Raw genomic sequence first — 23,894 nt, forward strand, 5'->3', positions numbered from 1 at the left:
CGAAGGGAAAATTATGCGCGAAAAATCATAACAATGCAGCTGATACGGTTTTGCCGACACAGCTTTCCGTATTCAGCCATTGGTAGTTTTCCACACATATTTTTACTTATTTTACCTTGTTTTACTTTCAGAGCAATAAAAATTTCCTTTTTACGAAAAAAGACAAAAAAGAAACAAACATCACCCGGCATATATTTTTCTGCCAAACGATAATTGTCTTTTCTCAAAAAAAGACGATATTTCATCATGTTATGATAACAACGAAATTAAATGCCGCAATATGTCTGAATGTCAATGGAAATTAACAATAGTACGACAAAATGTAAGTAGCTATGCAAGAGAGAGAGAGAGAGAGAGAGAGAGAGAGAGAGAGAGAGAGAGAGAGAGAGACGCTATTGGGCCACGCTCAGGCCCGCGTTGCGCTCAATGAGATCCACGGCCCTGGCGATCTGGCGGCCCAGGCTCGATTCCTTGGAGAGCTCGCGCTCCACGGAGGTAATGCCCTTGATGACCGTGGAATGGCGGCGATTGAAGGTTCCGCCGATTTCTTCCAGAGAGAGCTCGGTATGCTTGCGCGCCAGATAGTAGACGGTATTACGGCCCAGCACGCATTCCCGGCGGCGCGAGCGGGAACAGAGCTGACGCTCTTCCAGGCCGTAGCTTTCGCAAACCAGGCGGATGATGGTGGGCAGATCCGGCCCGCAGTCCACTCCGGCGTACTGGTTGAGCACTTCCAGGGCCAGATCCAGGTTCAGGCCGCAATTGAGCAGGCGGGCCTTGAAAATAAGGCTGTTCAGACAGGATTCCATCTGGCGCACATCGCCGCGCAGACGGCTGGCCAGCAGATCGCAGACCGGATCGGGCAAGAGCACCTGAAAGCTCCTGGCCTTGCGGGTGAGGATATGGCGGCGCATCTCCTCGTCGGGGCGTCCCATATTGGTCAGAATGCCGGAGCAGAAATGCGAGACAAGCTGGCTGTCCACGCGCTGGAGCTCGCGCGGCGAAAACGAGGAGGTGAAAATGACCCGGCCTCCCCTGGCCTGCAGATTTTTAACCACAGCCAAGGCCATATCCTGCATTTTCTCCTTACCCTGGAAAAAATGCACGTCTTCCAGCAGCAGGACATCCAGTTCCCTCAGACGGCCTTTAAAAGCCTCCACGTCATGGCTGCGCAAGGCGGCCACAAAACGCGAGGCGAATTCCTCGGCCGTAAGATAGGCCACGCGCGCGCCGCTGCTGTTCCGGCTGAGGCTCTGGCCCACGGCCTGGGCCAGATGCGTCTTGCCGAGGCCCGAGGCGGAGTTCACAAACAGCGTCCGCACGTCGCCGCCGCTACGGCAGACGTCCTGCGCGGCGGCTACGGCCACGCTGTTGCTGGGCCCCACCACAAAATCTTCGAAACGATAGCGCCAGGCCGCTTCCCGCCGGAAAGCCGGCGCAACGGCGGGCATGGGCAGGCTGGCCTGCCGCCGCGGCAGAACCCGCGCGGCGAGATCCGCTGAGGAGGCAGCCTCCGAGGCGGCATTCCGGTCATTTCCGGCAATCTCAATGCGCAGGTCCACGGCTTCGGGCGCCAGACCCAGCACCGGGGCCGCGGCCTCGCGCAGAGTGCAAAGCATCCGGCTTTCCAGCCAACCGGCCATGAAGGCATTGGGCGCGGCAAGACACAACGCCCCGTCCTCCAGCCTGGCGCGCAAAGGGGCGATCCAGACTTTAAAAACGCCGGAATCCAGCATTTTCTTGAGATTTTCAGAAATTTCGGCCCATTGATCTCGCATGGGGGCCTTGTAGCCTGAAAGCGCGAACTCGGGCAATGGAGGATTACCAGCCCTCTGGGCCAGTGGCCTCTTTTGCTTTCCCCAAAGACTTTCCTCAATAATTATTTGAAATACATATCAATTTTTCAATTTCGCGGAGAACGGGGGCTGCCGCGAAAGCCTTATGGGTCAAGGCTTTCGCTTCGTTCCACAAAATAATACACAATATAAGAAATATTTTTTCCACAACTAAACATAAAATTTACTCTGTTTTTCTCAATTATACGCTGTTTTTTTCGTCATATCCATACAGCTTCCGAACTATAAGGCCGGACGGATTGTCAAGAGGGAAAAAAAGTTTTTTGAGCCCCACGCCGGGTTTTTTCTCTAGAAAATCTCTTCTAACTACCCGCGATAACAGAAATTGTTATCACGTCGTATAGGAAACCGCTTTCACGGCGTCACTGGCGTACCGGCCGTCTCGGGAAAAATTCCAGGCTGGCCATACATTTCAGAGCAGTTCACGTGGCGCATGCTCTAATAAGCCGGCAGGCCGTCTATCGGAAACCAAAAAACCCGCCATAAGGCGGGTTTTTTGGGATGCATTCGCGGGACAGGCTTTAGAAGGTAAAGCGCAGGCCCAGCATGAATTCGTTGTTGTAGGGCTGGTTGCTGATGTTGCTTCCGCCTATGGAAACCTCGTTGTAGCCCATCATCATGAAGCGGTAGCCCAGGTCCACGGCGAAGTTTTCGTTAAAGTTGTAGGCCACGCCCGCGCCCACGTTCCAGGCGAAGTTGGTGAAATTGTCGCTGGCGCTGACACCATCGCCGCCACCATGCACCGTGTATTCCACATAATTGAAGGCCAGACCCGCGCCCGCGCCGATATAGGGCACAAAGGGCGTGCCGGTCTGGATGTCATAGTAGAGGTTCAGGAACAGGGTGGAAGTGTTCCAGAGGCCCTTGGTGCTGAAGTTAGTCCCATCCCACACGCCATCCCAGCTCTTTTCGCTGTTGCCGCGCAGGGCGAATTCAATTTCCGCGCGCAGGGGGATCTGCTGCTGGGGGTAGAAGTCATAGCCCACGGCCAGCGCGCCGCCCAGGGTGAACTGGCTGTAGCTCTCGTCCGACAAGGCACTAGAGGGGCGGGAAATATTGCCCGTGTCCTGAATGGACATCAGGAATTTGGGGGCAAAATACACACCGTTCACTTCGGCCTGGGCCAGTCCGGGCAGAGCCAGGGCCACCACAAGGGCCAGTGTCGCCAAAATACGTTTCATATCGCTTCCTCCAAAAATAAAATAGGTTCTCTGAAATTGAGCTTTGCATTCTTCCCATGCAGCGTCAATGCTTTTATGCGAAAAACGCAATCCCTCCAATCCAGGCCATCCGCATGGCGGGTGGTTGCCTGCTTCTTCACGCACAGCGTACGTTTCAGGAACTAATAACAAAACGCCCTTCCGCTGTAAACGAAAGGGCGCTTACCGTAAAATCAGTTCGGCTTAACCGGATTTAGAAAGCGAAACGCAGACCCAGCATGAATTCGTTGTTGTAGGGATCGCTGCCGATCTCATACTTGCTGCTACCCGCATGAGCCGTGACTTCGTTGTAGCCCAAGCCGACGAAACGGTAGGAAGCGTCAATGGCGAGATTTTCATTAAAGCTGTACGACGCGCCCACGCCCACGTTCCAGGCGAAGTTGGTGAAACGGTCGTCCGCGGAAAACTTGTCGCCACTATTGGTGGTAAAATCATACCCCGTGTAATTGAAGGCCAAGCCCAGACCGGCGCCGATATAGGGCGTAAAGGCACTGTCGTTGTGGAAGTCCCAGAACAGGTTGGCAAAGAGCGTGGAGTTGTTCCAGGTGCCCTTGACGTCGCGCACATTGACGCCGCCGTCGCTCCAGGTCTTTTCGCTGTTGCCGCGCATGGCGAATTCAATTTCCGCGCGCAGGGGCAGCATCTGCTGCGGCCAGAAGTCATACCCCAGGGCCAGCGCGCCGCCCAGGGTAAACTGGCTGTAGTCGTCCACGCCCGTACCGGCCAAAGCGGACGAACGTTCCACCCGGCCAGTGTCCTGAATGCTCATCAGGAACTTGGGAGCCAGGTACATGCCGGTGCCTTCCGCCGCGGCCAGACCGGGCAGGGCAAGCGTCAGCACAAGCGCCAAAGCGGCAATAATACGTTTCATGACAGTCCTCCTGAATGCTTTTCCCCTTCTGCTCGCAGGGAGTTTTGAGAGTTGGGCAAAATCTGGAAATTGTCAATAGCATTTCTATAAACATTCTTGACTTTCTCCCACGCCCGGCGGAATCCGGCACGCCGCTCCTTCCCTTTTGCGGGCGCCAATTCTTTGCCGGACGCCTGATAAGAATGCAAATCATATGCCATGGAAAAAACCGGGAAGCGCCCGCTAACGCCTCCCGGTTCCATGCAACGGGCCGAAGCCCGGAGAATCCGGCTTAAAAGGTATAGCCGATGGAAAACATATAGATATTGGCCACCACATTTTCCGACTTGCCGCCGGTGACCCCCGTTATGGCGTTGCCGCGAATGCCCGCGGCGTCGGTCTCGTCATAGCTGACAGGATTGATCCAGAGGTGGGAATAGGCGAAATCCACGGTCCAGTTGTTCCACTCCACGCCCGTGCCCAGGCTGAGGATGGTGCGTCCGCTGGAGGGCACGAAAAAATCCGCATGCTTTTCATTGACCACCGCCGTTTCGTAGGCCAGGCCCGCCCGCAGGCTCCACCAGTCCAGAGGCTTGTACTCCACGCTGGCGTTGAAATTCCAGCCGTCGCGCCATTCCTTGTTGCTGATGGAATCGTAGCCGTTGTCCATATAGATGTTCAAGGCGTTGTAGGTGGACCAGCGCGTCCAGACCGTCCCGGCCTCGAAGCTCAGATTGTCCAGCGGCTTGTAGGCCACGCCCAGCGCCAGGGAGTCCGGCAGTTGCAGGGTGGTATGGGCGTTGCAGTCCATGGCTTCGGGCAATTTTTGATACGCTCTGAGCAGATTCTGCTCGTGAGAGCCGAATTCCACATCGCCGTAGATGTTGACCGTCACCTGGCTCTTGTAGGCCAGACCCACGGACCATTGCTCGTTGAAGCGCATGTGCAGGCCCAGATGCGCTCCCACGCCCCAGCCCGTGCCCTCCAGTTGGAGGTCGTTGTCAAAACTTTTCGGAACAGTGGCGGCGGTCATCGTGGGAATTTTGTTGCCCATGTACATGCTGGCGTAGAGAGCCTCCACGCCCACGGACACGGAAAAGATATCGTTGATCTTGTAGGCCAGGGTGGGCACAAAGGAGATGGTCTGCACGCCCACGTCATAGAGATTGTACCTGCCGGTCCAGTTGCCGGAGTAGCTGTTGCCCAGGCCGAAGCGCGAAAACACGCCCATGCCCAGCCAGACATTGTCGTTGAGCTGATAGCTGGCATAACCGTGCGGGGCCAGCCAGACCGACGGTTTGGTGGTGGTGTACTGCATGCCCGTGGCGTGCTCGGTGCCGATGGTGCCCAGCGGGGCGATGAATGCCAGACCGCCCATGACATGCGTGCCCGGCAACTGGGTGATGCCCGCCGCATTATAGGCCAGGGCCGAGACGTCGTCGGCGCGGCCCACCATGCCGCCCGCCAGGGAAACGCCCCTGGCGCTCCATTCATTGAGGGCGAAACCCTCGGCCAGAACCGTTGACGCCGTGCCCGCCAGAAGGGCGAGCAAGAGACAGGAAACGCGCAGAACCCTCATTTTTCCCCCAGAGCATTTAACACCACAAGTCGGACAAACGCCGCGCGCACTCCCCCATTGCGGAAAAAGCCCCCCAGGCTCTTTCCGCGCGGCGCAGACGGCGCGGAGCGGATGGCGTCACCCGCTCCTCAAAAAGTATGTCTGCAATCACAGCATATTAACAGGATCAAGGTCAAGGAAAAGTCGCAACAGCGCGGAGGCTTTCCGGCTTCTGGCGAAAAAATAGAGTCGACGCAGGGCCTGCCAGTCCCCGGCCTTGAGCAGGCAGTGAAAACGCCGCCGCCCCCGCAACAGGGCCAAGGGAGCGGGCGCGGGGCCCAGCATCTGGACGTCGAGTTCACGCGCCCGAGCGCGCAGGGCGGTGGCCAGTTCGTTCAGGGCCGCGGGCCCGTTTTTTTCCTCCACGCCGAAGGACATGCGGATCAAAGCCAGGCGCACAAAGGGCGGATAGCGCCGCAGGCGGCGCCGCGCCAGTTCCGCCGCGTAAAAGCCCTCATAATCGCCCGTTTGCACGTACTGCCAGCAATAATGGCTGACGTCCCGGGTCTGGATCAGCACCCGGCCCGGCTTTTCGCCCCGCCCGGCCCGGCCCGCGGACTGGACCAGGAGCTGAAAGGTACGCTCGGCCGCGCGGTAGTCGGGCAGATTCAGGCCCAGATCGCCGTCGGCCACCACGACCAGGGTCACCTGCGGGAAATGATGACCTTTGGAGAGCATTTGCGTGCCCACCAGGATGGGCGCTTCCTGCCGGGCAAAGGCGGCCAGGATTTCCTCCATGCGGCCCGGACGGCGAGTGCTGTCGCGGTCCAGACGCAGCACGGGCCGCCCGGCCAGCACGCTCAGACGCTCGGCCAGGCGCTCGGTGCCCTCGCCCAGGGGCAGAAAGTTCATGCCCTTGCACTGCGGGCAGGGCGAAGGAAAGGGCCGGGTATAGCCGCAATAGTGGCAAACCAGCTTTTCCCGCCCCTTATGGTAGGTGAGCCCGATCTCGCACTGCGGGCAGCGCAGGGTGCTGTTGCAGTCCAGACAGTACATCAGAGGCGCGTAGCCGCGCCGGTTAAGCAGGACCACGGCCTGCTCGCCCCTGTCCAGGGTTTCGCGCAGGGCCGCTTCACTCTGCGGGGCCAGCAGGCCGTCCCCGTCCATCGCGGAGACGACCGGGGACACCGTGCTGATATCGATCAGTTCCACCGGCGGCAAAGGCTTGCCGCCCACCCGGCTCGGCAGACGCAGGAGGGGCAGATGGCCATTTTCCGCCGCGTAAAAGGTTTTAACGTCCGGCGTGGCCGAGCCCAGCAGCAGCAGACCGCGCGTCTGGGCCATGCGGAACCAGGCCACTTCCTTGGCTTGGTAGGAAAGGCTTTCATCCTGTTTGAAGGAGCCGTCGTGCTCTTCATCCAGCACCACGCAGCCCAGCCGGGGCACGGGCAGAAAAAGAGCCGAGCGCGTGCCCACCACCAGACAGGGTTCACGCCGGGCGGCCAGAGCGCGGAAGGTGGCCTCACGCCGGGCCGGAGACTGATAACCGTGGTAAAAAAAGAGCGGCGCGTCCGGCAGGGAACAGGCCGCGTCACGGCGCAACTTATGGGCCAGCGCCACTTCCGGAGCCAGCAGCAAGAGGCTTTTCCCCTGAGCCAGGCACATTTTTGCCAGTTCCAGGTACACGGCGGTCTTGCCGCTGCCCGTAACGCCGTAGAGCAGGCGGGAGGCTGGCTCCTCCTCGCCCAGAGCCGCGCGCAGACCGGCCAGGGCCGCTTCCTGGTCCGCATTGAGGCAGAAAGGCGTCGGCGGGGGCGGCAGCAGGGCCTGCTCATCTTCTTCCCCACTGTCCTCGCGCGTCAGCGCCAGATGTCCGGCCTTGAGCAGGCTTTGCAGAGCCGGAGCCACAGCCTGTCCCAGGTTTTGCAGCAAACGGCGGCGGCTCACGGCCCCGTGTTCATGCAGATATTCCAGAACTTCAATCTGCCGCGCCGCCGAGGGGCGCACCGGCCAGGGCGGGTCCGCGCGCAAGAGGCAAAATTCTTCGCTGGCCGCGTCCGCGCCGGGAGCCAGCATACGGGCCGCGCCCACACAGAGCGCTTGGGCCAGTTCACGGCGTTCTTCCGGCTGAATCTCGCGGATCTGCCGCAGGCTCAGCGCCGAGGCGCGGCCCGCTTCCAGGCGGTGCAGGCGGACGCGCGTGCTGCGCAGTCCCTGCGGCAGCACATGGCCCAGGATATGCCCCGGCTCCACGCCCTGGCGGCGGGCCAGGTCCAGCGCCAAAGCCAGCAGGTCCGGCGGCAGCAGGGCTTCATTTTCCAGAGGCCAGCAGACCGTCTTGCAAGCCACATTTTCCGGCAGATCCGTTGTGGGGCTCACGCGCAACAAGACCGCCGCCCGCAGAGCCCCCTGCTCTCCCCTGCCCAGGGGCACGGCCAGACGCAGACCGGTTTGCCAGAATGCCGCCGGGAATTCCGGCGGCAGCGCATAGGTCAGGCAGGCATAGGGAGGGCTTAACAGGGCGACGCTGGCGTACATGAAAAAACCGTGACCTCACCATTTCCCGATATGGCGCCCGATATGGCGTTCTGAAGATTCGGAACAAGAACAGACGTTCAAACCCCAAGGGCTTGTCTCTCAAAAAATGAATTTTGGGAAGCACTGAGCCATGAATATTTTTGTTCTCCGGCAAGAAAGGAGCCCATTGCAAGCCAAGGACAGTACGTTTCCGGTACAGACCTGGGCCGCAATGGGCTCCTGGCGCAGCCAGGGAGAAAAAACGCTTTTGGGGGCAAGCCCCAGGGGCTGTTTCTACTGGAACTGGACGAAATTCTTGAGCAATCCCAGCAATTCGTAACGCAGTTCCTCGTCCTGCAGGGCGAAGTAAATATTGGCCGTCAGAAATTCGGCCCAGTCACCGGCGTCAAAACGCATGCCCGACATGCGCACGGCCATCATGCCGCGATCCTGGGCCATGGCCTGCAGGGCGTCGGTGAGCTGGATTTCGCCGCCGTGGCCCGGCTGCGCCTTTTCCAGATAGTCGAAAATCTCCGGCGTGAGCACATAGCGGCCCACAATCGCCATCCGCGAAGGCGCGGCCTCGCGCTTGGGTTTTTCCACCATGTTGCGCACCCGGAAAACGCCGGGGGCCACTTCCTCGCCGTCAATAATGCCGTAACGGCTGACCTTTTCCCAAGGCACTTCCATGACGCCGATGACCGGCATTTTTTCGGCCATGGCAACTTCAATGAGCTGTCCGATGCCCGGCACGCCGCCGAACATCAAGTCGTCGCCCACCATGATCGCAAAGGGATCGTCGCGCACCAGTTCGCGGGCGCAGAGCACCGCATGCCCAAGGCCGAGCTGCTTTTTCTGGCGCACGGACATGATGTTGACCATTTCGGCCACCTGCCGCACTTCCCTGAGCTTATCCAGCTTGCCCGCGCGTTCGAGCACCCCCTCCAACTGAAGGTTGTAGTCGAAGTGATCTTCAATGACGCTCTTGTCGCGGTTGGTCACAAAGATCACGTCCTGGATTTTCGCGCGCTGAGCCTCTTCCACCACATACTGGATGACGGGCTTGTTGTAGATGGGCAGCATTTCCTTGGGAATGTTCTTGGTCGCGGGCAAGGAACGCGTACCCCAACCGGCCACCGGAATGATCACCTTGCGAATATCCTTCATGCGCGCCTCCGCTCATGTATAAGTGCAAAACAGCGTCGGAGCCTCAGGTGGGCGGGGTCACGGCCAAAAGCCGACGCCCCTTGACGGCCCCCTGACGTTGAACTCCGGCCGGGCGGCGCTCCGCTATAAAAAATCCCGATTATTCCACGGCGCGCCGGATATGCCTCAAGTTCATACTCCGCCAAAAGCCCGACAAGCGCAAGAGAAAAACGCATTTTCCCGGCCGCGCGGGCGCGGAACGTCTCTTGAAAGCTGTATGTCGTCTCCCGACAAGGCCCGAGAACTGTTGCGGCCGCGATATGGCCGTCTGCACTGGCCGGAATAAAAACATTCCTGCCCGAATAAACGACGCCTGCAGCCTGGGAATTTCAGAGGAAACGCCTCAACATTCCGAAAAAAGCGGGGGCTCTCCGGCGAGTTGCGGCGTAAGTGAGAAGATAAAAAATAGTCACGGCCCAAGACGGCCGCTCCATGCCGCCCCGGACCGTGACCGCTTTTTAGAACATTTACACTTGAGATGCTCGTTTACGGCGAGCAAAGACCGGCCACTCGTATTTCGTTGCAAGGAGTTGCAGACAAATCCTTACAGAGCAATTCACTCATCTCAAATGTGAACTGCTCCAAAAACTTGTCGGCGGTCCCCCCTCAACGCAGTTCACGGGCAACCACATCCGCCAGATCCGCGGCAAAGGCCCTGACCTTGTCCTCATCCTCGCCTTCCACCATGATCCGGCAGAGGGCCTCGGTGCCCGAGTAGCGCAGCAGCACCCGGCCCCGCCCGGCCAGTTCCTTTTCCACCTTGGCCACGGCTTCGCCGATGGCCGGCCGCTCTTCAAAGGGCAGGCGCTTTTCCACCCGCACGTTGACGAGCTTCTGGGGGAAGGGCGTGAGCAGGCCCGCCAGTTCGGAGAGCGGCTTTTCCTTTTCGCGCATGATCCGCAGGATCTGGAGGGCAGCCAGCAGCCCGTCGCCCGTGGTGCTGTAGCCCCGGAAAATCAGATGCCCGGACTGCTCGCCGCCGAGCATGGCTCCCTCGCGGCGCATGGCCTCCACCACGTAGCGGTCGCCCACCTTGGTGCGCAGCAGCGTGCCGCCGTGCTCGCGCATGAAGATCTCCAAGGCCAGGTTGCTCATGACCGTGGCCACCAGCATGTTGCCCGGCAGTTCGCCGCGCGCCATCATGGACTGGGCGCAGAGGGCCATGAGCTGGTCGCCGTCCAGGACGTTGCCGTGCTCATCCACCACGATCAGGCGGTCGGCATCGCCGTCCAGGGCCAGCCCCACGTCGGCGCGCACCTCGCGTACCTTGGCCGCCACCACTTCGGGGTAGAGCGAGCCGCAGTGGTCATTAATATTCGTGCCGTCGGGCGCGGTACTCAGGCGGAAGACCTCGGCCCCCAGTTCCTCCAGAGCCAGCGGAGCCACTTTGTAGCTGGCGCCGTTGGCGCAATCCACCACGATGCGCAGGCCGGAGAGGGTCAACTGGGTTGGGAAGCAGCTCTTGGTGTAGACGATGTAGCGGCCCCCGGCATCCTCGATCTTGGTGGCCCGGCCCACCTGGCGCGGGTCCGGATAAGGCCAGGACATATCCGGATTAAGGACCATTTCCGCGATTTCGTTTTCGGTCTGGTCCGGCAGCTTATAGCCGTCGGCGTCGAAAAACTTGATGCCGTTGTCGGAAAAAGGATTGTGCGAGGCCGAAATCACCACGCCCAGATCAGCCCGCATGCTGCGCGTCAGAAAGGAGATGGCGGGCGTGGGCAGCGGCCCGGTCATGATCACGTGCATGCCCGCAGCGCACAGCCCGGCCGTGAGCGCGGATTCGAACATATAGCCGGAAAGCCGCGTGTCCTTGCCGATGACCACCTTGTGTTGGTGCGGGCCGCGCCGGAAGCGCACCCCGGCGGCCAGCCCCAGGCGCAGGGCCACATCCACGGTCATGGGCGCGTTGTTCACCGTGCCGCGCAAGCCGTCCGTGCCGAAAAGACGTTCAGCCATGAAAACTCCTTTTGTGCTCCCGGAGCATCGGCGCATTGCCGACATATACATGTTCCGTGCGAAGCCGCAGGCTATTTTTTCTTGCGGGAAACCGTAACTTCTTCAGTGGCCGGATTCAAGAGCGTCATGCCCTCGGGCAGGCGGAAGCGCAGCTCGACCTTTTTGCTCTGTTCCGGCTCCAGGGCGGGCGGCGTGACGCTGACCTCCAGCTGCCCCAGATAGCGGGCGCTCTTGGCCAGGGCCTCGGGCACCTCCACCAGTACAGTCACTTCCTCGGGTTCCACCGTGTACTGGCGGCGGTTTTCCCCGGCCAGCTCAACCTTGCAGCGTCGCGAAACCACGGTGCGGCCGCTGGTGATGGTGTACTGCACGCGCACCGAAGGCGGATTGGCGGTGACCAGACTGGGCGTGTCCAGGGTGATTGTCTGGTGCACGGTGGTGCCCGCCGCCTTGGGATCAAGCATAATGGTCAGCGGCACGCTGGAAATATCCGAGACCACGTCCTCGGGCCCGCGCAACACCACGGTGGCCGGCGACACGCTGACGTTTTCCACGGTCAGCGCCCCGCCGCGCAGGGGTGAATCCACAATGGTGCGCAACGGCACGCTGCGTTCCATGAGTGTATCGGCCTTGATGACGATACGCGGCGGCTGGATGTCCACCAGCTCAAAAGCCCGGAAGGTAGGCCCCAGATTGTCGCCGCCCAAGGGCACCACAGTGACGCCCTTCTTGATGTCCGAAAGGTCCACGGCCTGAGTCAGACGCTGCTGGGGAATGGAACGCAGCAAGGTTTCCGGTCCGCGCAGACGCACTGTGATCTTGCTGATCAGGCCATCAGTGACCACCAGATTGGGCGGAATGCCGTAATAGTCGATATTCACTTCCACCTGGGCTTCCAGGCGGTCGCGTACGCTGACCACGTACCACATGCCCACGGCGGCCAGCACGGCCACCAGCAGCGAAAGCAGATGCGGCGCGCGGCGCAGACTGCCGTTGTTCTCAGAGGATTTCATTGAGCACCTGCCTTAAACGCGTCGCGTCCAGGGAGCGCACCAGCTCCCCTTTCATGGCCACGGAAATCTCGCCGCGCTCTTCGGACACGACAACGGCCACGGCGTCGCTTTCCTGGGTGATGCCCAGAGCCGCCCGGTGGCGGGTGCCGAAATTCTGGCCTTTGGCAACGGCCAGCGGCAGAATGCAGGCCGCCGCCATGATCCGTCCGCGGCTGATGACCACCGCGCCGTCGTGCAACGGCGCTTTGGGATAAAAAATATTCATGAGCAGCTGACGGGAGAGCTGGGCGTCCACCCGTACGCCTTCGCGTTTGATCATGTCCCCGAGGCGCATGCTGCGCTCAATGACGATAAGCGCGCCCACGCGCAGGCGGGCCATTTCCACGCAGGCCATGACCACTTCCTCCACGCCGCCCTGCTTGAGCTCGCGCCGACGGAACAGCCGGTGCGCGCCCATTTCGCCCAGAGCCTGGCGGATGTCGGCCTGAAAAATGACCACGATGAGGATAAACAGTGAGCTGAAGATGTGCTGCAAAAGCCAGGTGAGCGTATACAGGCCCATGGTCCTGGACATGAAATACAGCAGAGTCAGCAAGCCCAGGCCGGTAAGCACGGCCAGAGCGCGGGAGCCGCGCAGAAGCTGGATGACCTGGTAAAGCAGCGCGCTGACCAGAGCAATATCCAGCAGGTCGCGCCAGTCGAAAACAAAATGCTCGAACACCGTATGGCTTCCTTTTGCAAACGCGCCGGTTCAGGTCCGGGCGCGTTTCTCTTTGTACATGCCCCCGTCCGCATGGGCGATCAGCGCATCGACGTCTTTTCCGTCGCGGGGATAGACGGCCTGGCCCACGCTGAAGGAAATGCGGATGTCATCGCCGTCCACAACAGCCCGGCTTCGCAGGGCCGCGCGGATGTCACCGAGGAATTTTTCGGTCTTTTCCTCGCGTTCCGAGCCCTGAGCAATGATGATGAATTCGTCGCCGCCGACGCGGGCGAAAATATGCCGGAAACTCATGTGGTTCTGGACCTCTTCCGCAAAAACCTGCAAGACGCGGTCGCCCACATTGTGCCCGTAGGTATCATTGAAGAGTTTAAATTCGTTCAGATCCAGATAATAAAGGCAGAAACCGCCGTTCCCCTTGATAAGTTCGGCCAGTTTTTCAAACAGGCCGCGCCGATTGAGCAGGCCGGTCAGGGCATCCTGGTAGGCCATGTTTTCCAGTTGCCCACGGATGCGGCGTAAATCATGGTTATGCTGGGCAAGCGTGGCCAGCAGGAAACTGACCAACACGCCAAGCGAGATGTACAGCCAGGATTCGGGATACTGGTACCAGAGTTTGACGGGCGAAAGGCGGAAAAACCAGTGGGCGTTGAGAATGTCGAGCGGCATTTCCAGATAAGGCGCGTCCTTGTTGTACGCATAGTCGCTACGCGCGATAATCTGCTTTTTGTTGGTATCCGGGCTGATCCGCCAGATTTCATAGGCCAGGCCCAGCTCGGCCAGTTTGTCCAGTTCAGCGCCGTTCAGGGCCTGCGGGAATTTCAGGGTGACGGAGACCAGCCCCCAGAACAACTTTCCGCCCTTGCCGTCATCCATGTACACAGGCAGGCGTCCCACCAGGGCCTGCCCCCCCTGCACCAGGGGGAAGGGACCGCCCAGAATCAGATGCCCCGCGTCCCTGGCCTCCACAGCCTCCTGATTGCCCGCGCCCCTGGCGAAAAAATTCAGGCCCAGCACGGCTTCATTGCCCTTGCGGGGGTAGACGTCGCTCACCACGCCGCCCGGCGCCACCAGCACATTGAGAATGGCCGGATCGTCCACCAGGGTGGAGGCCACTTTTTCGAAGTTTTCCACCTTGCCGTTATGCTGGATCACCAGAGCGGAAAGCGCCTGGGTTTTATAAAACAGTTTTGTGAGAACAGCGGTGAGCTTGTTGCTCTGATTGAGGATGACCCTCTCCATCTTGATGTATTCAATCTGGTATTTCCGTTCCACCAGAAAATACACGGCAAGACCGCACAGAATCAGCAGGGTGACGAAGGTGACGGCGGCCCGTTTGGATATTCCGCTACTTTTGAACACATGGAATCCTTTATTCAATCGGGCAGCTCTCGGGAGAAAACGCGGCTGCCACCGTCAGGCTTTGGCGGGCGGCGGCCACATCGTGGACCCGGTGCCAGAACACGCCCCGGCTCCAGAGCAGGGCCGTGGCAGTCTGAGTGGCCGTGCCCCGCGCTGACGGCGGCAGCCCCAGCAGGCCGCCGAACACGGATTTCATGGACAGGCCCATGAGCACCGGCCTGCCGAAAACCAGCCAGTCCTCCGGATGGGACAGCAGGGCCAGATTATGTTCCAGCGTCTTGCCGAAACCAATGCCGGGGTCCAGCACGATGCGGTTTTCCGGCAGCCCGGCGGCGGTCAGGCGGGCCAGTTGACGTTCAAAAAATTCCAGCACGTCGCGACGCACGTCGTCATAGCGCGGGTCGCGCTGCATATTTTCCGGACGGCCCCGGCTGTGCATCAGCACATAGCCCGGCTTGTACTGGACCAGCACGTCCAGCAGCTCCGGATCAAAGGCGCAGGCCGAAATGTCGTTGATGATCACGGCCCCCTGCTCCAAAGCCGCAACAGCGGTAGCCGCGTGATAGGTATCCACGGAAACGACCGCGCCGGGCGCGCGTTGCCGCAGACCGGCCAGCACGGGCAAAAGGCGGGCCAGTTCCTCAGCGGGGCTCAACTCCGCCGCTCCGGGGCGGGAGGATTCCGCGCCCAGATCCAGAATGTCCGCGCCCTGGGCATGCAGACGCAGGGCGTGCGCCAAGCCCGCATGGGGGGCGGCATGCAGGCCGCCGTCATAAAAGGAGTCCGGCGTCAGGTTGACAATGCCCATGACGCCGAAAGGGGCGGACGCCGTCAGCGCCCTGCCCCCGCTCAGCAGCCAGGGCGCGCCCGTGCCGGACGCGCCCCGCTCATTACTGCTTGTTCCGATCCGCATGGTCGGCAGGACCTTCCTGCCCCGCCTGCCCTGCCTGATCAGGCTGATTAGTCTGGGCGGTCGATGCGTCTTCTTCCGGGCGCGTCTGACCATCCGACGGCAAGGCCGTAGCTTTTTTGTCGGCTTCCGCCGTGTCGCCGGGAGCCTCCGTTGCCTCGGTATCCGGTTCCAGGACGAAATCGCCACCCTTGTCCCGGCTTTTCGGAGCGTCGGGCGGGGAATTTTTCAGAGGCTTGCCGTTGACGTCCAGGGGCGGCAGTTCCTTGTTGTCCATCAGAAGATCCAGCTCGTCGCCGGTGATTGTCTCCCGATCCAGCAGGGCGCGCGCAATGCGGTGCAGGATTTCTTCATTATCCTGGAGGAGCTTGCGGCAACGGCTGTGGGCTTCTTCCACGATGCGCTTGACCTCGGCGTCCACCAGACGGGCCGTGTCTTCGCTGAAGTTTTTGTTCTGCACCCATTCGCGGCCGATAAAGACCTCTTCGCCGGTCTCGCCGATGGACAGCGTGCCCACAGCTTCGCTCATGCCCCACTCGCAGACCATCTTGCGGGCCATACGGGTGACGCGCTCAATGTCGTTGGACGCGCCGGTGGTGATGTCGTCGAAGATCAGTTCCTCGGCCACGCGGCCGCCCAACAGGACCACCAGGTTGTTTTTCAGATAGCTGCGGGAATAACCGTGGCGGTCTTCCTCGGGCAGCTGCATGGTCACGCCCAAAGCGCGGCCGCGCGGGATAATGGTGACCTTGTGCACCGGGTCGGAACCGGGCAGCAACCGGGCGGCCAGGGCGTGGCCGCCTTCATGGTAAGCGGTGATCCGCTTCTCCTCGTCCGAGAGGATCAGGCTGCGCCGCTCACGGCCCATGAGCACCTTGTCCTTGGCAAATTCAAAATCGCGCATATCCAGCTTGTCCTGGTTCAGCTTGGCCGCCTGCAGGGCCGCCTCGTTGACCAGGTTTTCCAGATCCGCGCCGGAAAAGCCCGGCGTGCCGCGCGCCAGCACTTCCAGGTCCACGTCCGAATCCAGGGGCGTGCGCTTGGTGTGCACTTCAAGAATGCGACGGCGGCCGCGCAGATCCGGCGTGGGCACCACCACCTGGCGGTCGAAACGGCCGGGCCGCAGCAGGGCCGGGTCCAGCACGTCCGGACGGTTGGTGGCCGCGATGAGGATGACGCCCTCATTGCTTTCAAAACCGTCCATTTCCACCAGCAACTGGTTCAGGGTCTGCTCGCGCTCGTCATGGCCCCCGCCCAGCCCGGCGCCGCGCTGGCGGCCCACGGCGTCGATTTCGTCAATAAAAATCAGGCAGGGCGCATTTTTCTTGCCCTGCACAAAGAGGTCGCGCACGCGCGAAGCGCCCACGCCCACGAACATTTCCACAAAGTCCGAGCCGGAAATGGAAAAGAACGGCACCCCGGCCTCACCGGCCACGGCGCGCGCCAGCAGGGTTTTACCCGTGCCGGGAGGGCCCACCAGCAGAACGCCCTTGGGAATGCGCCCGCCCAGGCGGGTGAACTTTTTGGGATTGGAGAGGAACTCCACCACTTCCGAAAGTTCCTCCTTGGCCTCATCCACGCCCGCCACGTCGGCAAAGGTAACGCGCGTGCTGTCCTGATTGAGCATACGCGCCTTGGAACGGCCGAAACTCATGGCTTTGCCGCCGCCGCTCTGCATCTGGCGCATGAAGAAAATCCAGACGCCGATGAGCAACAGCATGGGGAACCAGGAAACCAGAAGGGTCATATACCAGGGGGACTCTTCCGGCGGCTCGGCCTTGATTTCCACCTTTTTCTCAATAAGCCGGTTGACCAGGCCCGAATCCTGCGGGGCATAGGTCTGGATGCTCTTGTTGTCCGAGGTCTTGCCCGTGAGCGTGTGCCCCTGGATGGTCACGGATAGTACCTGCCCGTCGTCCACCTTGTTGAGGAACTCCGTGTAGGGCACCCGCTGCAGACCGGCCTGCGGTTGCTGGAACATATTAAAAAGCATGACCATCGCCAGGACGATAATCGCCCACAGCATCAGGTTGCGACTGAACTGATTCAACGCTGCCTCCGTTACGATTTCAACGCGCCGAGCGGCGCGGCCAAAGCCGGTTCCATGTCCGGCCTGGGGCGGGAAAATACTACCTGCATGCGCCCGGTGTCAAATCAGATAAACCGGGGCCGTTCCGGCAGTGCCTATCTTATAGGATATAATATTACCTGTAGGCTTGGCAATGGCCCGGTTCCGGACGGCTTTTCATCCCTTCCCCGCAACGGCCCTTGCGGAGCGGACGCTTTTCGCTTATGGTCCGTAGACCTACGGCGGGGGGACGTGTCGTCACCGGTGTGGCGCCCGGTCTTCAAAACCGGTGGCAGGCTTTACGGTCTGCGGTAGGTTCGACTCCTATGCGTCCCCGCCAGATATGCTCCGACCCGCCGGTTTCAGCTCCCCGCGATAGATACATTTTCCCGTTGAGGTTTCACTTCAGCGGGTTTTTTTATGGAATCCACGCGCGGACCGGCCGCAAGGGGATGCCGTTGTCTTGCGGTAGGCGCTGTGGTATCCAGCAAGAGACGCCGAAGAAAAAAACGGCGCGAACAGCCTTGCGCGGCGAGCGCCGGGGCGGGCTGAGGCTGGTTGTTTGTCTTTATGAAAATTCATGCACAACACGGACCATGCGTCCGTGTTTTTTGTTTTTGGAGCGTTTCAAGCGATAAATGCTCTGATATCCGGGCGGGACATGCGGCCATTTGTGAACACCGCAAATAAAAAAAACCGTTTCCGACCGATGGAGAAGAGGCGCAGCGGGAATCGCACGTTTTCCCGGCTGAAAAGACACTATATCCCAATAAAATATACTCTAGTGAGGAACAGCCATGAAGCTGTCGACAAAAATCTGTTTGAGCATGGCCGTACTGACGGTCCTGATGACCATTCTGGCAGGATTTTTGCTGATGGAGCTGGATAAGGTCAACGATTTCGTCACCACCCTGGCCCACCGCAACATTCCCACCATCAGTGTGGCTGGTCAATATAACAACGACATGTCGGAACACCGCATTGCCGAAGTGCGGCACGTCTACGCCACGGACCCGGCGATCATCGCCCGCATTGACAAGGAAATCATCCAATGGCGGGAAAAGCTCTCCGCGTATCTCAACACCTTGCAAGGCTTGATCCATACCCCGGAAGGCAGGGAAAAGCTGGACAACGTCAAGAAGGAAAGCCGGGACTACTTCGCCAGCTCGGACAAAATGCTCACCATGTCGCGGGAACAGAAAAACGAGCAGGCCGTGAATTTTCTGATCAGGGAATCGCACAAGGAATATCTCGAGCTTTGCGACACCATCAATGCCCTGGTGACCTACGCCACGGACAACGCCGACATGGTCAACCGCCAGGGAGACGAGGTCTACGCGCAGGCCCGGAATATCGGCATCGGCCTGACCATCGCGGCCATCCTTGCCGCAATCGTGCTGATCGTGCTGATCGTGCGCAACGTCATCCGCCAACTCGGCAAGGACCCTGGCGCGTTAAATTCCATCGCCATGCGCGTGGAGCACGGCGACTACAATATTGACGACGGCAGCCCCAAAATCGGCGTGTACGGCTCCATCGTGGCCATGGTCAAAGCCTTGGAGGGCCATATCGAAACCGCTCGCCGGGAATCGGAAAACGCCAGGGAGCAGTCCCGTAAAGCCGAGGAGGCCATGCGTCGCGCGGAGGCCGCCGGCGAGCAGGCCCAGGCCAAGACCGAGGCCATGCTGATTGCCGCCGACAGGCTGGAAGAAGTGGCCAACGTGGTTTCCTCGGCCTCCACCGAGCTTTCCGCCCAGATCGAGCAGTCCGACCGGGGCGCGGCGGAATCCGCCCAGCGCCTCTCAGAAGCGGCCACGGCCATGAACGAAATGAACGCCACCGTGCAGGAAGTCGCCAGAAACGCCGGCGCTGCTTCCGGCGCTTCCGCCAAAACCAAGGCCAAGGCCGAGGACGGCGCGCGCATTGTGAAAAAATCCCTTCAGAGCATCAACAAGGTGCACCAGGTTTCCGTGGAGCTCAAAGGAGACATGGTCCAGCTCAACGAACACGCCCAGGCCATCAGCCGGATCATGAATGTGATTTCCGACATTGCGGACCAGACGAACCTGCTGGCCCTGAATGCCGCTATTGAGGCGGCCCGCGCGGGCGAGGCCGGACGCGGCTTTGCCGTGGTGGCCGACGAAGTGCGCAAACTGGCCGAAAAGACCATGAGTTCCACCCAGGATGTGGGCAACGCCATCAGCGCCATTCAGGCAAGCACGGCCAAGAGCACGGCCTCGGTGGACGACGCCGTGGTCCGGATCGAAGAGGCCACGGAATACGCCAATGCCTCGGGCCAGGCCCTGGAAGCCATTGTCTCCACGGTGGAGGGCACGGCGGACCAGGTCAACGCCATTGCCACGGCCAGTGAAGAGCAGTCGGCGGCCAGCGAGGAAATCAACCATTCCATCGTCCAGGTCAACGACATGTCCCGGCAGACCGCCGATGCCATGGCCGAGGCGGCCAAGGCCGTTTCTGACCTGGCCGCCCAGGCGCAGGGCCTCACGCTTCTGATCCAGGAAATGAAGCAGAGCTGATGCCGCCCGGCGGGGGATCGGGCCGGAGCCCGATTTCCCGTCGTCCGGGACGCCGCCTTGACACGGCTCTGTTCCGGGTATAGGCCCTAAAAAGTCTGTATGTTCCGGCTTGGCGGCCGTGCTTTCCGTACTCTCATGTGGCGCCGACGGAGTCTTACGGGTATTCCCTCTTTACAGCATTTTACGTTTGAAATGTTATATTTCAAACTCCATGCCGTCCGTGTGCCGTGGAAGCGTTAGCCGTTGGCGGGTCTTCGAGCCATATGGATACCGACAGCAACGCTAAAACGCGGTTTGCACTTGGGTTTGGGGGTCCGCTTACACGGCCACCGGAGCAATTCACTCATTTCAACCGTGACTTGCTCTAATAATGTCGGATTATTGCCGTTTCTTCCTTTGAAACGAACGTGCTCCACACTTTTCTCCTTCGCGGAGGCATGTATGTTTATCCAGCGCCTCTTTTTCTGGGCAGCATTCTGTTGTCTCAGTCTGCTTCTTGCCGCTCCGGGCTTTGCCGCGTCCTCCCAGCCCGCCGAAGCCGCGCGTGTCATCGCCGTGACGCCGGGGGCCTTTGTGCAGCGCGGAAATGTGCGCGCGCCCCTCAAACTGAAAGACCCGCTGTATAAAGAGGACCAGGTCAGCACCGACGCCACCGGCAAGCTGCAACTGCTTTTCGCCGACGACACCACGGTGGCCGTAGCGCCGGACAGCATGGTCAATATTGCTGATTTCAGCTTCGGCGGACCGGCCAAGGCCAGCTTCGCCATGGGCGTGGGCCGGGGCCTGGCCCGGGTGGTCACCGGCAAGGTGGTGGAGCAAAACCGCGAAGGTTTCAAAGTCACCACGCCACACGCCACGGTGGGCATTCGCGGCACTATTCTGACCGCCGACGTGCGCAGTCCCTCCCAGAGCAAATTCATCCTCAGCCAATTGGGCGCGGGCCACACCGTCAGTGTGCTCAATACCGCCACAGGCCAGAACACGGAAATGCCCAAAGCCGGCCTGACCACCGAAGCGGGAGCCGCCGGCAATGTGCTGCGCCCGGCCACGCCCGCTGAAATGAACGCTGTCCAGACAGTGACGCGCCAGACCCGCCAAGCCCCGCAAACCGTCGCTACGGGCAATTCTGCGGCTCGGGGTACGTCAACGGCGGCCCGACCTCAGGCGCAATCATCGACTCCTGCCAAAAACCCGGCAACAACGGGTACTCCCGCTTCCATGGGCGCGTCCGGCGTGGAAGATCCCTCCGGAGGGCACAGCGTGGCCGGCAAAGGCGACACTACAGTCAACCAGGTCGCCGCCACAGCTCCCAAAAGCAATGAAGAAACCCTGCACGGCGTAGGTAATCTTGCCGATAGTTCTGCCCCCGACGGCTCCTCGCCTGATCCCACGCCCGGCGGTGATCTCACTCCTGACCCCATGCCCGGCGGCGACCTCACGCCCGGCGCGGGTGACAATCCTGGCGGGCTTAGCGCCAGCTATGTGGGGGGGCTGGGTTCGAGAAGCGCGGAAGATCTTCACGGCGGATTTAGCTTCGATGTGAATCTGGGCAGCGGCGTGCTGGACAAGGGCACTATGTATGTAGAACACAGCGGCACGCGGTATGAGGGCACAGACGGCAGCGGTCAGCTCACCGGTTCTGACTTTACCTTGGGTTTCGAGCATATGACTGAAACCGGCAACCTTCCCGAAGATAGAAATGTTACCGGCAATATTGCTGGCAGCCTGTCGCCGGACAAGGAATCTCTGACCGTTGACCAGTGGGAAGTCAACACCCAGCAACACGGCGTTTCCATCGGCGGCGACACCGGCTGTGGTCATAAGGCACATTAACCAGCCCACACGAAACATGCTCCGTTATCTGCATCCGTGTCTGCTGTGGATTATTTTATTTCTGCTGCTTTTTCCCCTGCGGGCAACGGCGGCGTCGTTGCCCGCCCTTGATCTGGCTTTGGACCAAAGCCGCGCCCAGGCCAAAACGCTCGTCAACAAAGGCCGCTACGAGGAGGCCTATCAGCTCTACATGCGCCTGCTACGCGAAGAGCCGGACAATGACGAGACCAATTACGGCCTGGCTCTGGCCGCCGCCCGCACCCGGCGCTATTCCCAGGCCATGCTGGCCTTTGAACGACTCATCGACCGCTACCCGGCGGACGCCAAGCTGCGCCGCTCCCTGGCCGATGTCTATCTGCGCCTGGGCGACAGGGGCGCGGCCCGCCGCGAACTGGATCTGGCCCGCCAGTACGACCCGACCCTTACGGAAGAGCGTATCGCTCGCGTGCTGGACAGCCTGGAAAGCGTTCAGTCCCGCTTTCAGGCCCACGGCCGGCTCAGCGGCGGCGTCATGTACGACTCCAACGCCAATCAGGGTCCGGCTTCGGACAAGATGAGCCTCGGGCTTTTCGACAATCTGACCGTGCACGGGGTCAAGGCCGTGGACAGCTGGGGCTCCTACCTCAACGGCATGCTGGACGCGGGCTGGCGGCTGGGAGAGGACAGCGCCTGGTGGTTCGTTTCGGACATCGCTTTTTTCAAGCGCTGGAACGGCAATCCCAAGTTGCCCGTCAACAACGACTTTTCCTGGGGCCGGGCCGCGCTGGGGCTGCGGCATATGTCCTCCAGAACCCTCGCCGAACTGCGCGTCAAGGGAGAAATGGCCGACCAGAGCCTGGACCAGCGCGTGAGCGTGCTGGGGCCGGAGGGCACTTTCGTCTGGGCGGCGCTGCCCAACCTGCAGCTGATCACCCGCGCCGCCGTGGAAAAGCGTGCCTATACCCTGGATATCGGCCGCGACGGCACCTATTGGTGGGTGGGGGAATACATGCGTGTGCTGCTGGGTTCGTCCGGCCATGAGATGACCCTGGGGATGCGCGCCCTGGGTTCGGCCGTGGACACCCCCGATTACAGCTACCACGGCCTGGAGGCCAGTCTGCGCCTGCGCCTCAAAGTTACGGACAAGTTCCAACTGTTGCCCTTTGCCAGCATGCGCCGCGAAAACTATGACGGCCCGGCCACCGTGCTGGAACAGGAATACCGCCGGGACACGGTCTGCCGTACCGGGCTGTTCGCCCTGTACAACCTGACCTCCAGCCTCCAGGCGGAGGCCGGCGTGCAGTATGTGGACACCCGCTCCTCCTCCCCGCTCTATACTTACCGGCAGTATACCTTCAATATGGGCCTGGCCTGGACGTTCTGAGGCTGACGGCGCGGAGGCGGCGCACTGAAAACCAGAGACGACCTCGCGTGTCCGCTCTCTGGAACAGTACGGCGTTATTCAGCGCCGCACCGGTAGAAAAAGGCGGAGCCGCAGGCCCCGCCCGTGTGATGAGGATACATGCCGTCACGCCGATAAAAGACACGTTTTCACTCCGACATCAGTCGCCTTTGGTGACGAAAAAGACACTGATGCAGGCGGAATATCGCGAGCGATCTCTTCCCACAGTTACAAAAACATGGGTAGGAGTTGCGATAAGGCCCACATTTTCACCATCAGCGGGCGCGGCAAAGGGGAAAATGAAACTTTCTCCATTGACCGAACTCAGCCCGATTCCGGATGCGCCGCAGAAAAAATACGCATCGTCAATGCCATGGGCGAAACCGCCTTCCGCAAAGGCGGGCAGGCGGGGACAATGAAAATCCTGCCCCCAGATGATGCGGCCGTTAAATTTTCTGCCCGTATCATAACGCGTACTTGCCGGTTTGAATTCCAGGGCATTTTCCATGGCGGCCTCCGTACTTCAAAATTTTAGTACATAATCACAGCCTAGTAGCACATCTTGTATAATTATAGAATAACAAATCAAAAACTGTCAACTATCCCGCATCCCGGCAGAACCACCGGGCAGAAAGGACTCCGCCGCTTAATAACGCACTGCACATAGGGAACGTTGCCTGTCACATCAAAGAGCCTGCTTCTCTCTGCGCATTCGCATGCGCCGTATCGGAACAGGTATCTCCGCACGGCTCGAAGCAGCGTGCAAGAATGCTCCATACCCTTTATCCCCAGTTTTACGCGCCCGTCCCAAGTTTGGCTTCAGGAGTATCCGAACCGCGTCCTTGAACCTTCGCCGTCCTTGAGGCAGAGTGAGGCACCAGCCACCAGGAGGGCCGGAGGAGC

17 protein-coding genes and 1 tRNA gene are annotated in these 23,894 nt (G+C 60.5%); 4 read left to right on the top strand and 14 right to left on the bottom strand.

The features are described from left to right. Positions 1 to 11: 11 nt before the first annotated feature. The 13 genes from AXF13_RS16770 to ftsH form a co-directional block, all read right to left on the bottom strand. Complete coding sequence (locus tag AXF13_RS16770; RefSeq protein ID WP_150116146.1) at positions 12 to 245, bottom strand: hypothetical protein; 234 nt, start codon at positions 243 to 245, stop codon at positions 12 to 14. A 147-nt stretch (positions 246 to 392) separates the two neighbouring features. Then, complete coding sequence (locus tag AXF13_RS09495; RefSeq protein ID WP_062254818.1) at positions 393 to 1,778, bottom strand: DnaA ATPase domain-containing protein; 1,386 nt, start codon at positions 1,776 to 1,778, stop codon at positions 393 to 395. Positions 1,779 to 2,377: 599 nt separating this feature from the next. Beyond that, positions 2,378 to 3,037: an outer membrane protein gene (locus tag AXF13_RS09500; protein ID WP_062252881.1), complete on the bottom strand. Its 660-nt coding sequence runs from the start codon at positions 3,035 to 3,037 to the stop codon at positions 2,378 to 2,380. Between the two features lie 232 nt (positions 3,038 to 3,269). Continuing rightward, a complete protein-coding gene (locus AXF13_RS09505) occupies positions 3,270 to 3,947 on the bottom strand; it encodes an outer membrane protein (RefSeq protein WP_009302178.1) in 678 nt (225 codons plus the stop codon). A 271-nt stretch (positions 3,948 to 4,218) separates the two neighbouring features. Beyond that, entirely contained in the window at positions 4,219 to 5,505 is a 1,287-nt protein-coding gene (locus tag AXF13_RS09510) for an OmpP1/FadL family transporter (protein ID WP_062252883.1), read from the bottom strand. Between the two features lie 147 nt (positions 5,506 to 5,652). Then, positions 5,653 to 8,022 carry a replication restart helicase PriA gene (priA, locus tag AXF13_RS09515; RefSeq protein ID WP_062252885.1) on the bottom strand — a complete coding sequence of 790 codons (2,370 nt, stop codon included), beginning with the start codon at positions 8,020 to 8,022 and terminating at the stop codon, positions 5,653 to 5,655. A gap of 273 nt (positions 8,023 to 8,295) precedes the next feature. Next, positions 8,296 to 9,168 carry a UTP--glucose-1-phosphate uridylyltransferase GalU gene (galU, locus tag AXF13_RS09520; RefSeq protein WP_008685167.1) on the bottom strand — a complete coding sequence of 291 codons (873 nt, stop codon included), beginning with the start codon at positions 9,166 to 9,168 and terminating at the stop codon, positions 8,296 to 8,298. A gap of 645 nt (positions 9,169 to 9,813) precedes the next feature. After that, a complete protein-coding gene (gene glmM / locus AXF13_RS09525) occupies positions 9,814 to 11,166 on the bottom strand; it encodes a phosphoglucosamine mutase (RefSeq protein WP_062252887.1) in 1,353 nt (450 codons plus the stop codon). Positions 11,167 to 11,237: 71 nt separating this feature from the next. Next, complete coding sequence (locus AXF13_RS09530) at positions 11,238 to 12,179, bottom strand: CdaR family protein (protein WP_008685169.1); 942 nt, start codon at positions 12,177 to 12,179, stop codon at positions 11,238 to 11,240. After that, positions 12,166 to 12,900, bottom strand: coding sequence for a diadenylate cyclase CdaA (cdaA, locus tag AXF13_RS09535; protein ID WP_008685170.1), 735 nt, complete (start codon positions 12,898 to 12,900; stop codon positions 12,166 to 12,168). The genes AXF13_RS09530 and cdaA overlap by 14 nt, the downstream gene beginning before the upstream one ends. A gap of 30 nt (positions 12,901 to 12,930) precedes the next feature. Further along, complete coding sequence (locus tag AXF13_RS09540) at positions 12,931 to 14,262, bottom strand: sensor domain-containing diguanylate cyclase (protein ID WP_062252889.1); 1,332 nt, start codon at positions 14,260 to 14,262, stop codon at positions 12,931 to 12,933. Between the two features lie 10 nt (positions 14,263 to 14,272). After that, positions 14,273 to 15,175, bottom strand: coding sequence for a dihydropteroate synthase (gene folP / locus AXF13_RS09545; RefSeq protein ID WP_062252891.1), 903 nt, complete (start codon positions 15,173 to 15,175; stop codon positions 14,273 to 14,275). Beyond that, positions 15,153 to 17,222: an ATP-dependent zinc metalloprotease FtsH gene (gene ftsH / locus AXF13_RS09550; RefSeq protein ID WP_062252893.1), complete on the bottom strand. Its 2,070-nt coding sequence runs from the start codon at positions 17,220 to 17,222 to the stop codon at positions 15,153 to 15,155. The genes folP and ftsH overlap by 23 nt, the downstream gene beginning before the upstream one ends. A 264-nt stretch (positions 17,223 to 17,486) precedes the next feature. Between ftsH and AXF13_RS09555 the strand changes: the two genes are divergently transcribed. The 4 genes from AXF13_RS09555 (at position 17,487) to AXF13_RS09570 (ending at position 22,973) form a co-directional block, all read left to right on the top strand. Continuing rightward, positions 17,487 to 17,580 (top strand) — tRNA-Sec (locus AXF13_RS09555). A gap of 457 nt (positions 17,581 to 18,037) precedes the next feature. Continuing rightward, positions 18,038 to 19,777 carry a HAMP domain-containing methyl-accepting chemotaxis protein gene (locus tag AXF13_RS09560; RefSeq protein WP_062252895.1) on the top strand — a complete coding sequence of 580 codons (1,740 nt, stop codon included), beginning with the start codon at positions 18,038 to 18,040 and terminating at the stop codon, positions 19,775 to 19,777. Between the two features lie 441 nt (positions 19,778 to 20,218). Continuing rightward, the gene (locus AXF13_RS09565; RefSeq protein ID WP_062252897.1) at positions 20,219 to 21,610 is read left to right on the top strand and encodes a FecR family protein; all 1,392 of its coding nucleotides are present in this window, start codon (positions 20,219 to 20,221) and stop codon (positions 21,608 to 21,610) included. Positions 21,611 to 21,626: 16 nt separating this feature from the next. Continuing rightward, entirely contained in the window at positions 21,627 to 22,973 is a 1,347-nt protein-coding gene (locus tag AXF13_RS09570) for a tetratricopeptide repeat protein (protein ID WP_062252898.1), read from the top strand. Positions 22,974 to 23,151: 178 nt separating this feature from the next. Here the strand turns inward: AXF13_RS09570 and AXF13_RS09575 are convergent, their stop codons facing one another. Further along, complete coding sequence (locus tag AXF13_RS09575) at positions 23,152 to 23,499, bottom strand: hypothetical protein (protein ID WP_062252900.1); 348 nt, start codon at positions 23,497 to 23,499, stop codon at positions 23,152 to 23,154. Positions 23,500 to 23,894 lie beyond the last annotated feature (395 nt).

It is taken from the genome of Desulfovibrio fairfieldensis (genome assembly GCF_001553605.1).
Taxonomy (GTDB): Bacteria; Desulfobacterota; Desulfovibrionia; order Desulfovibrionales; family Desulfovibrionaceae; genus Desulfovibrio; species Desulfovibrio fairfieldensis.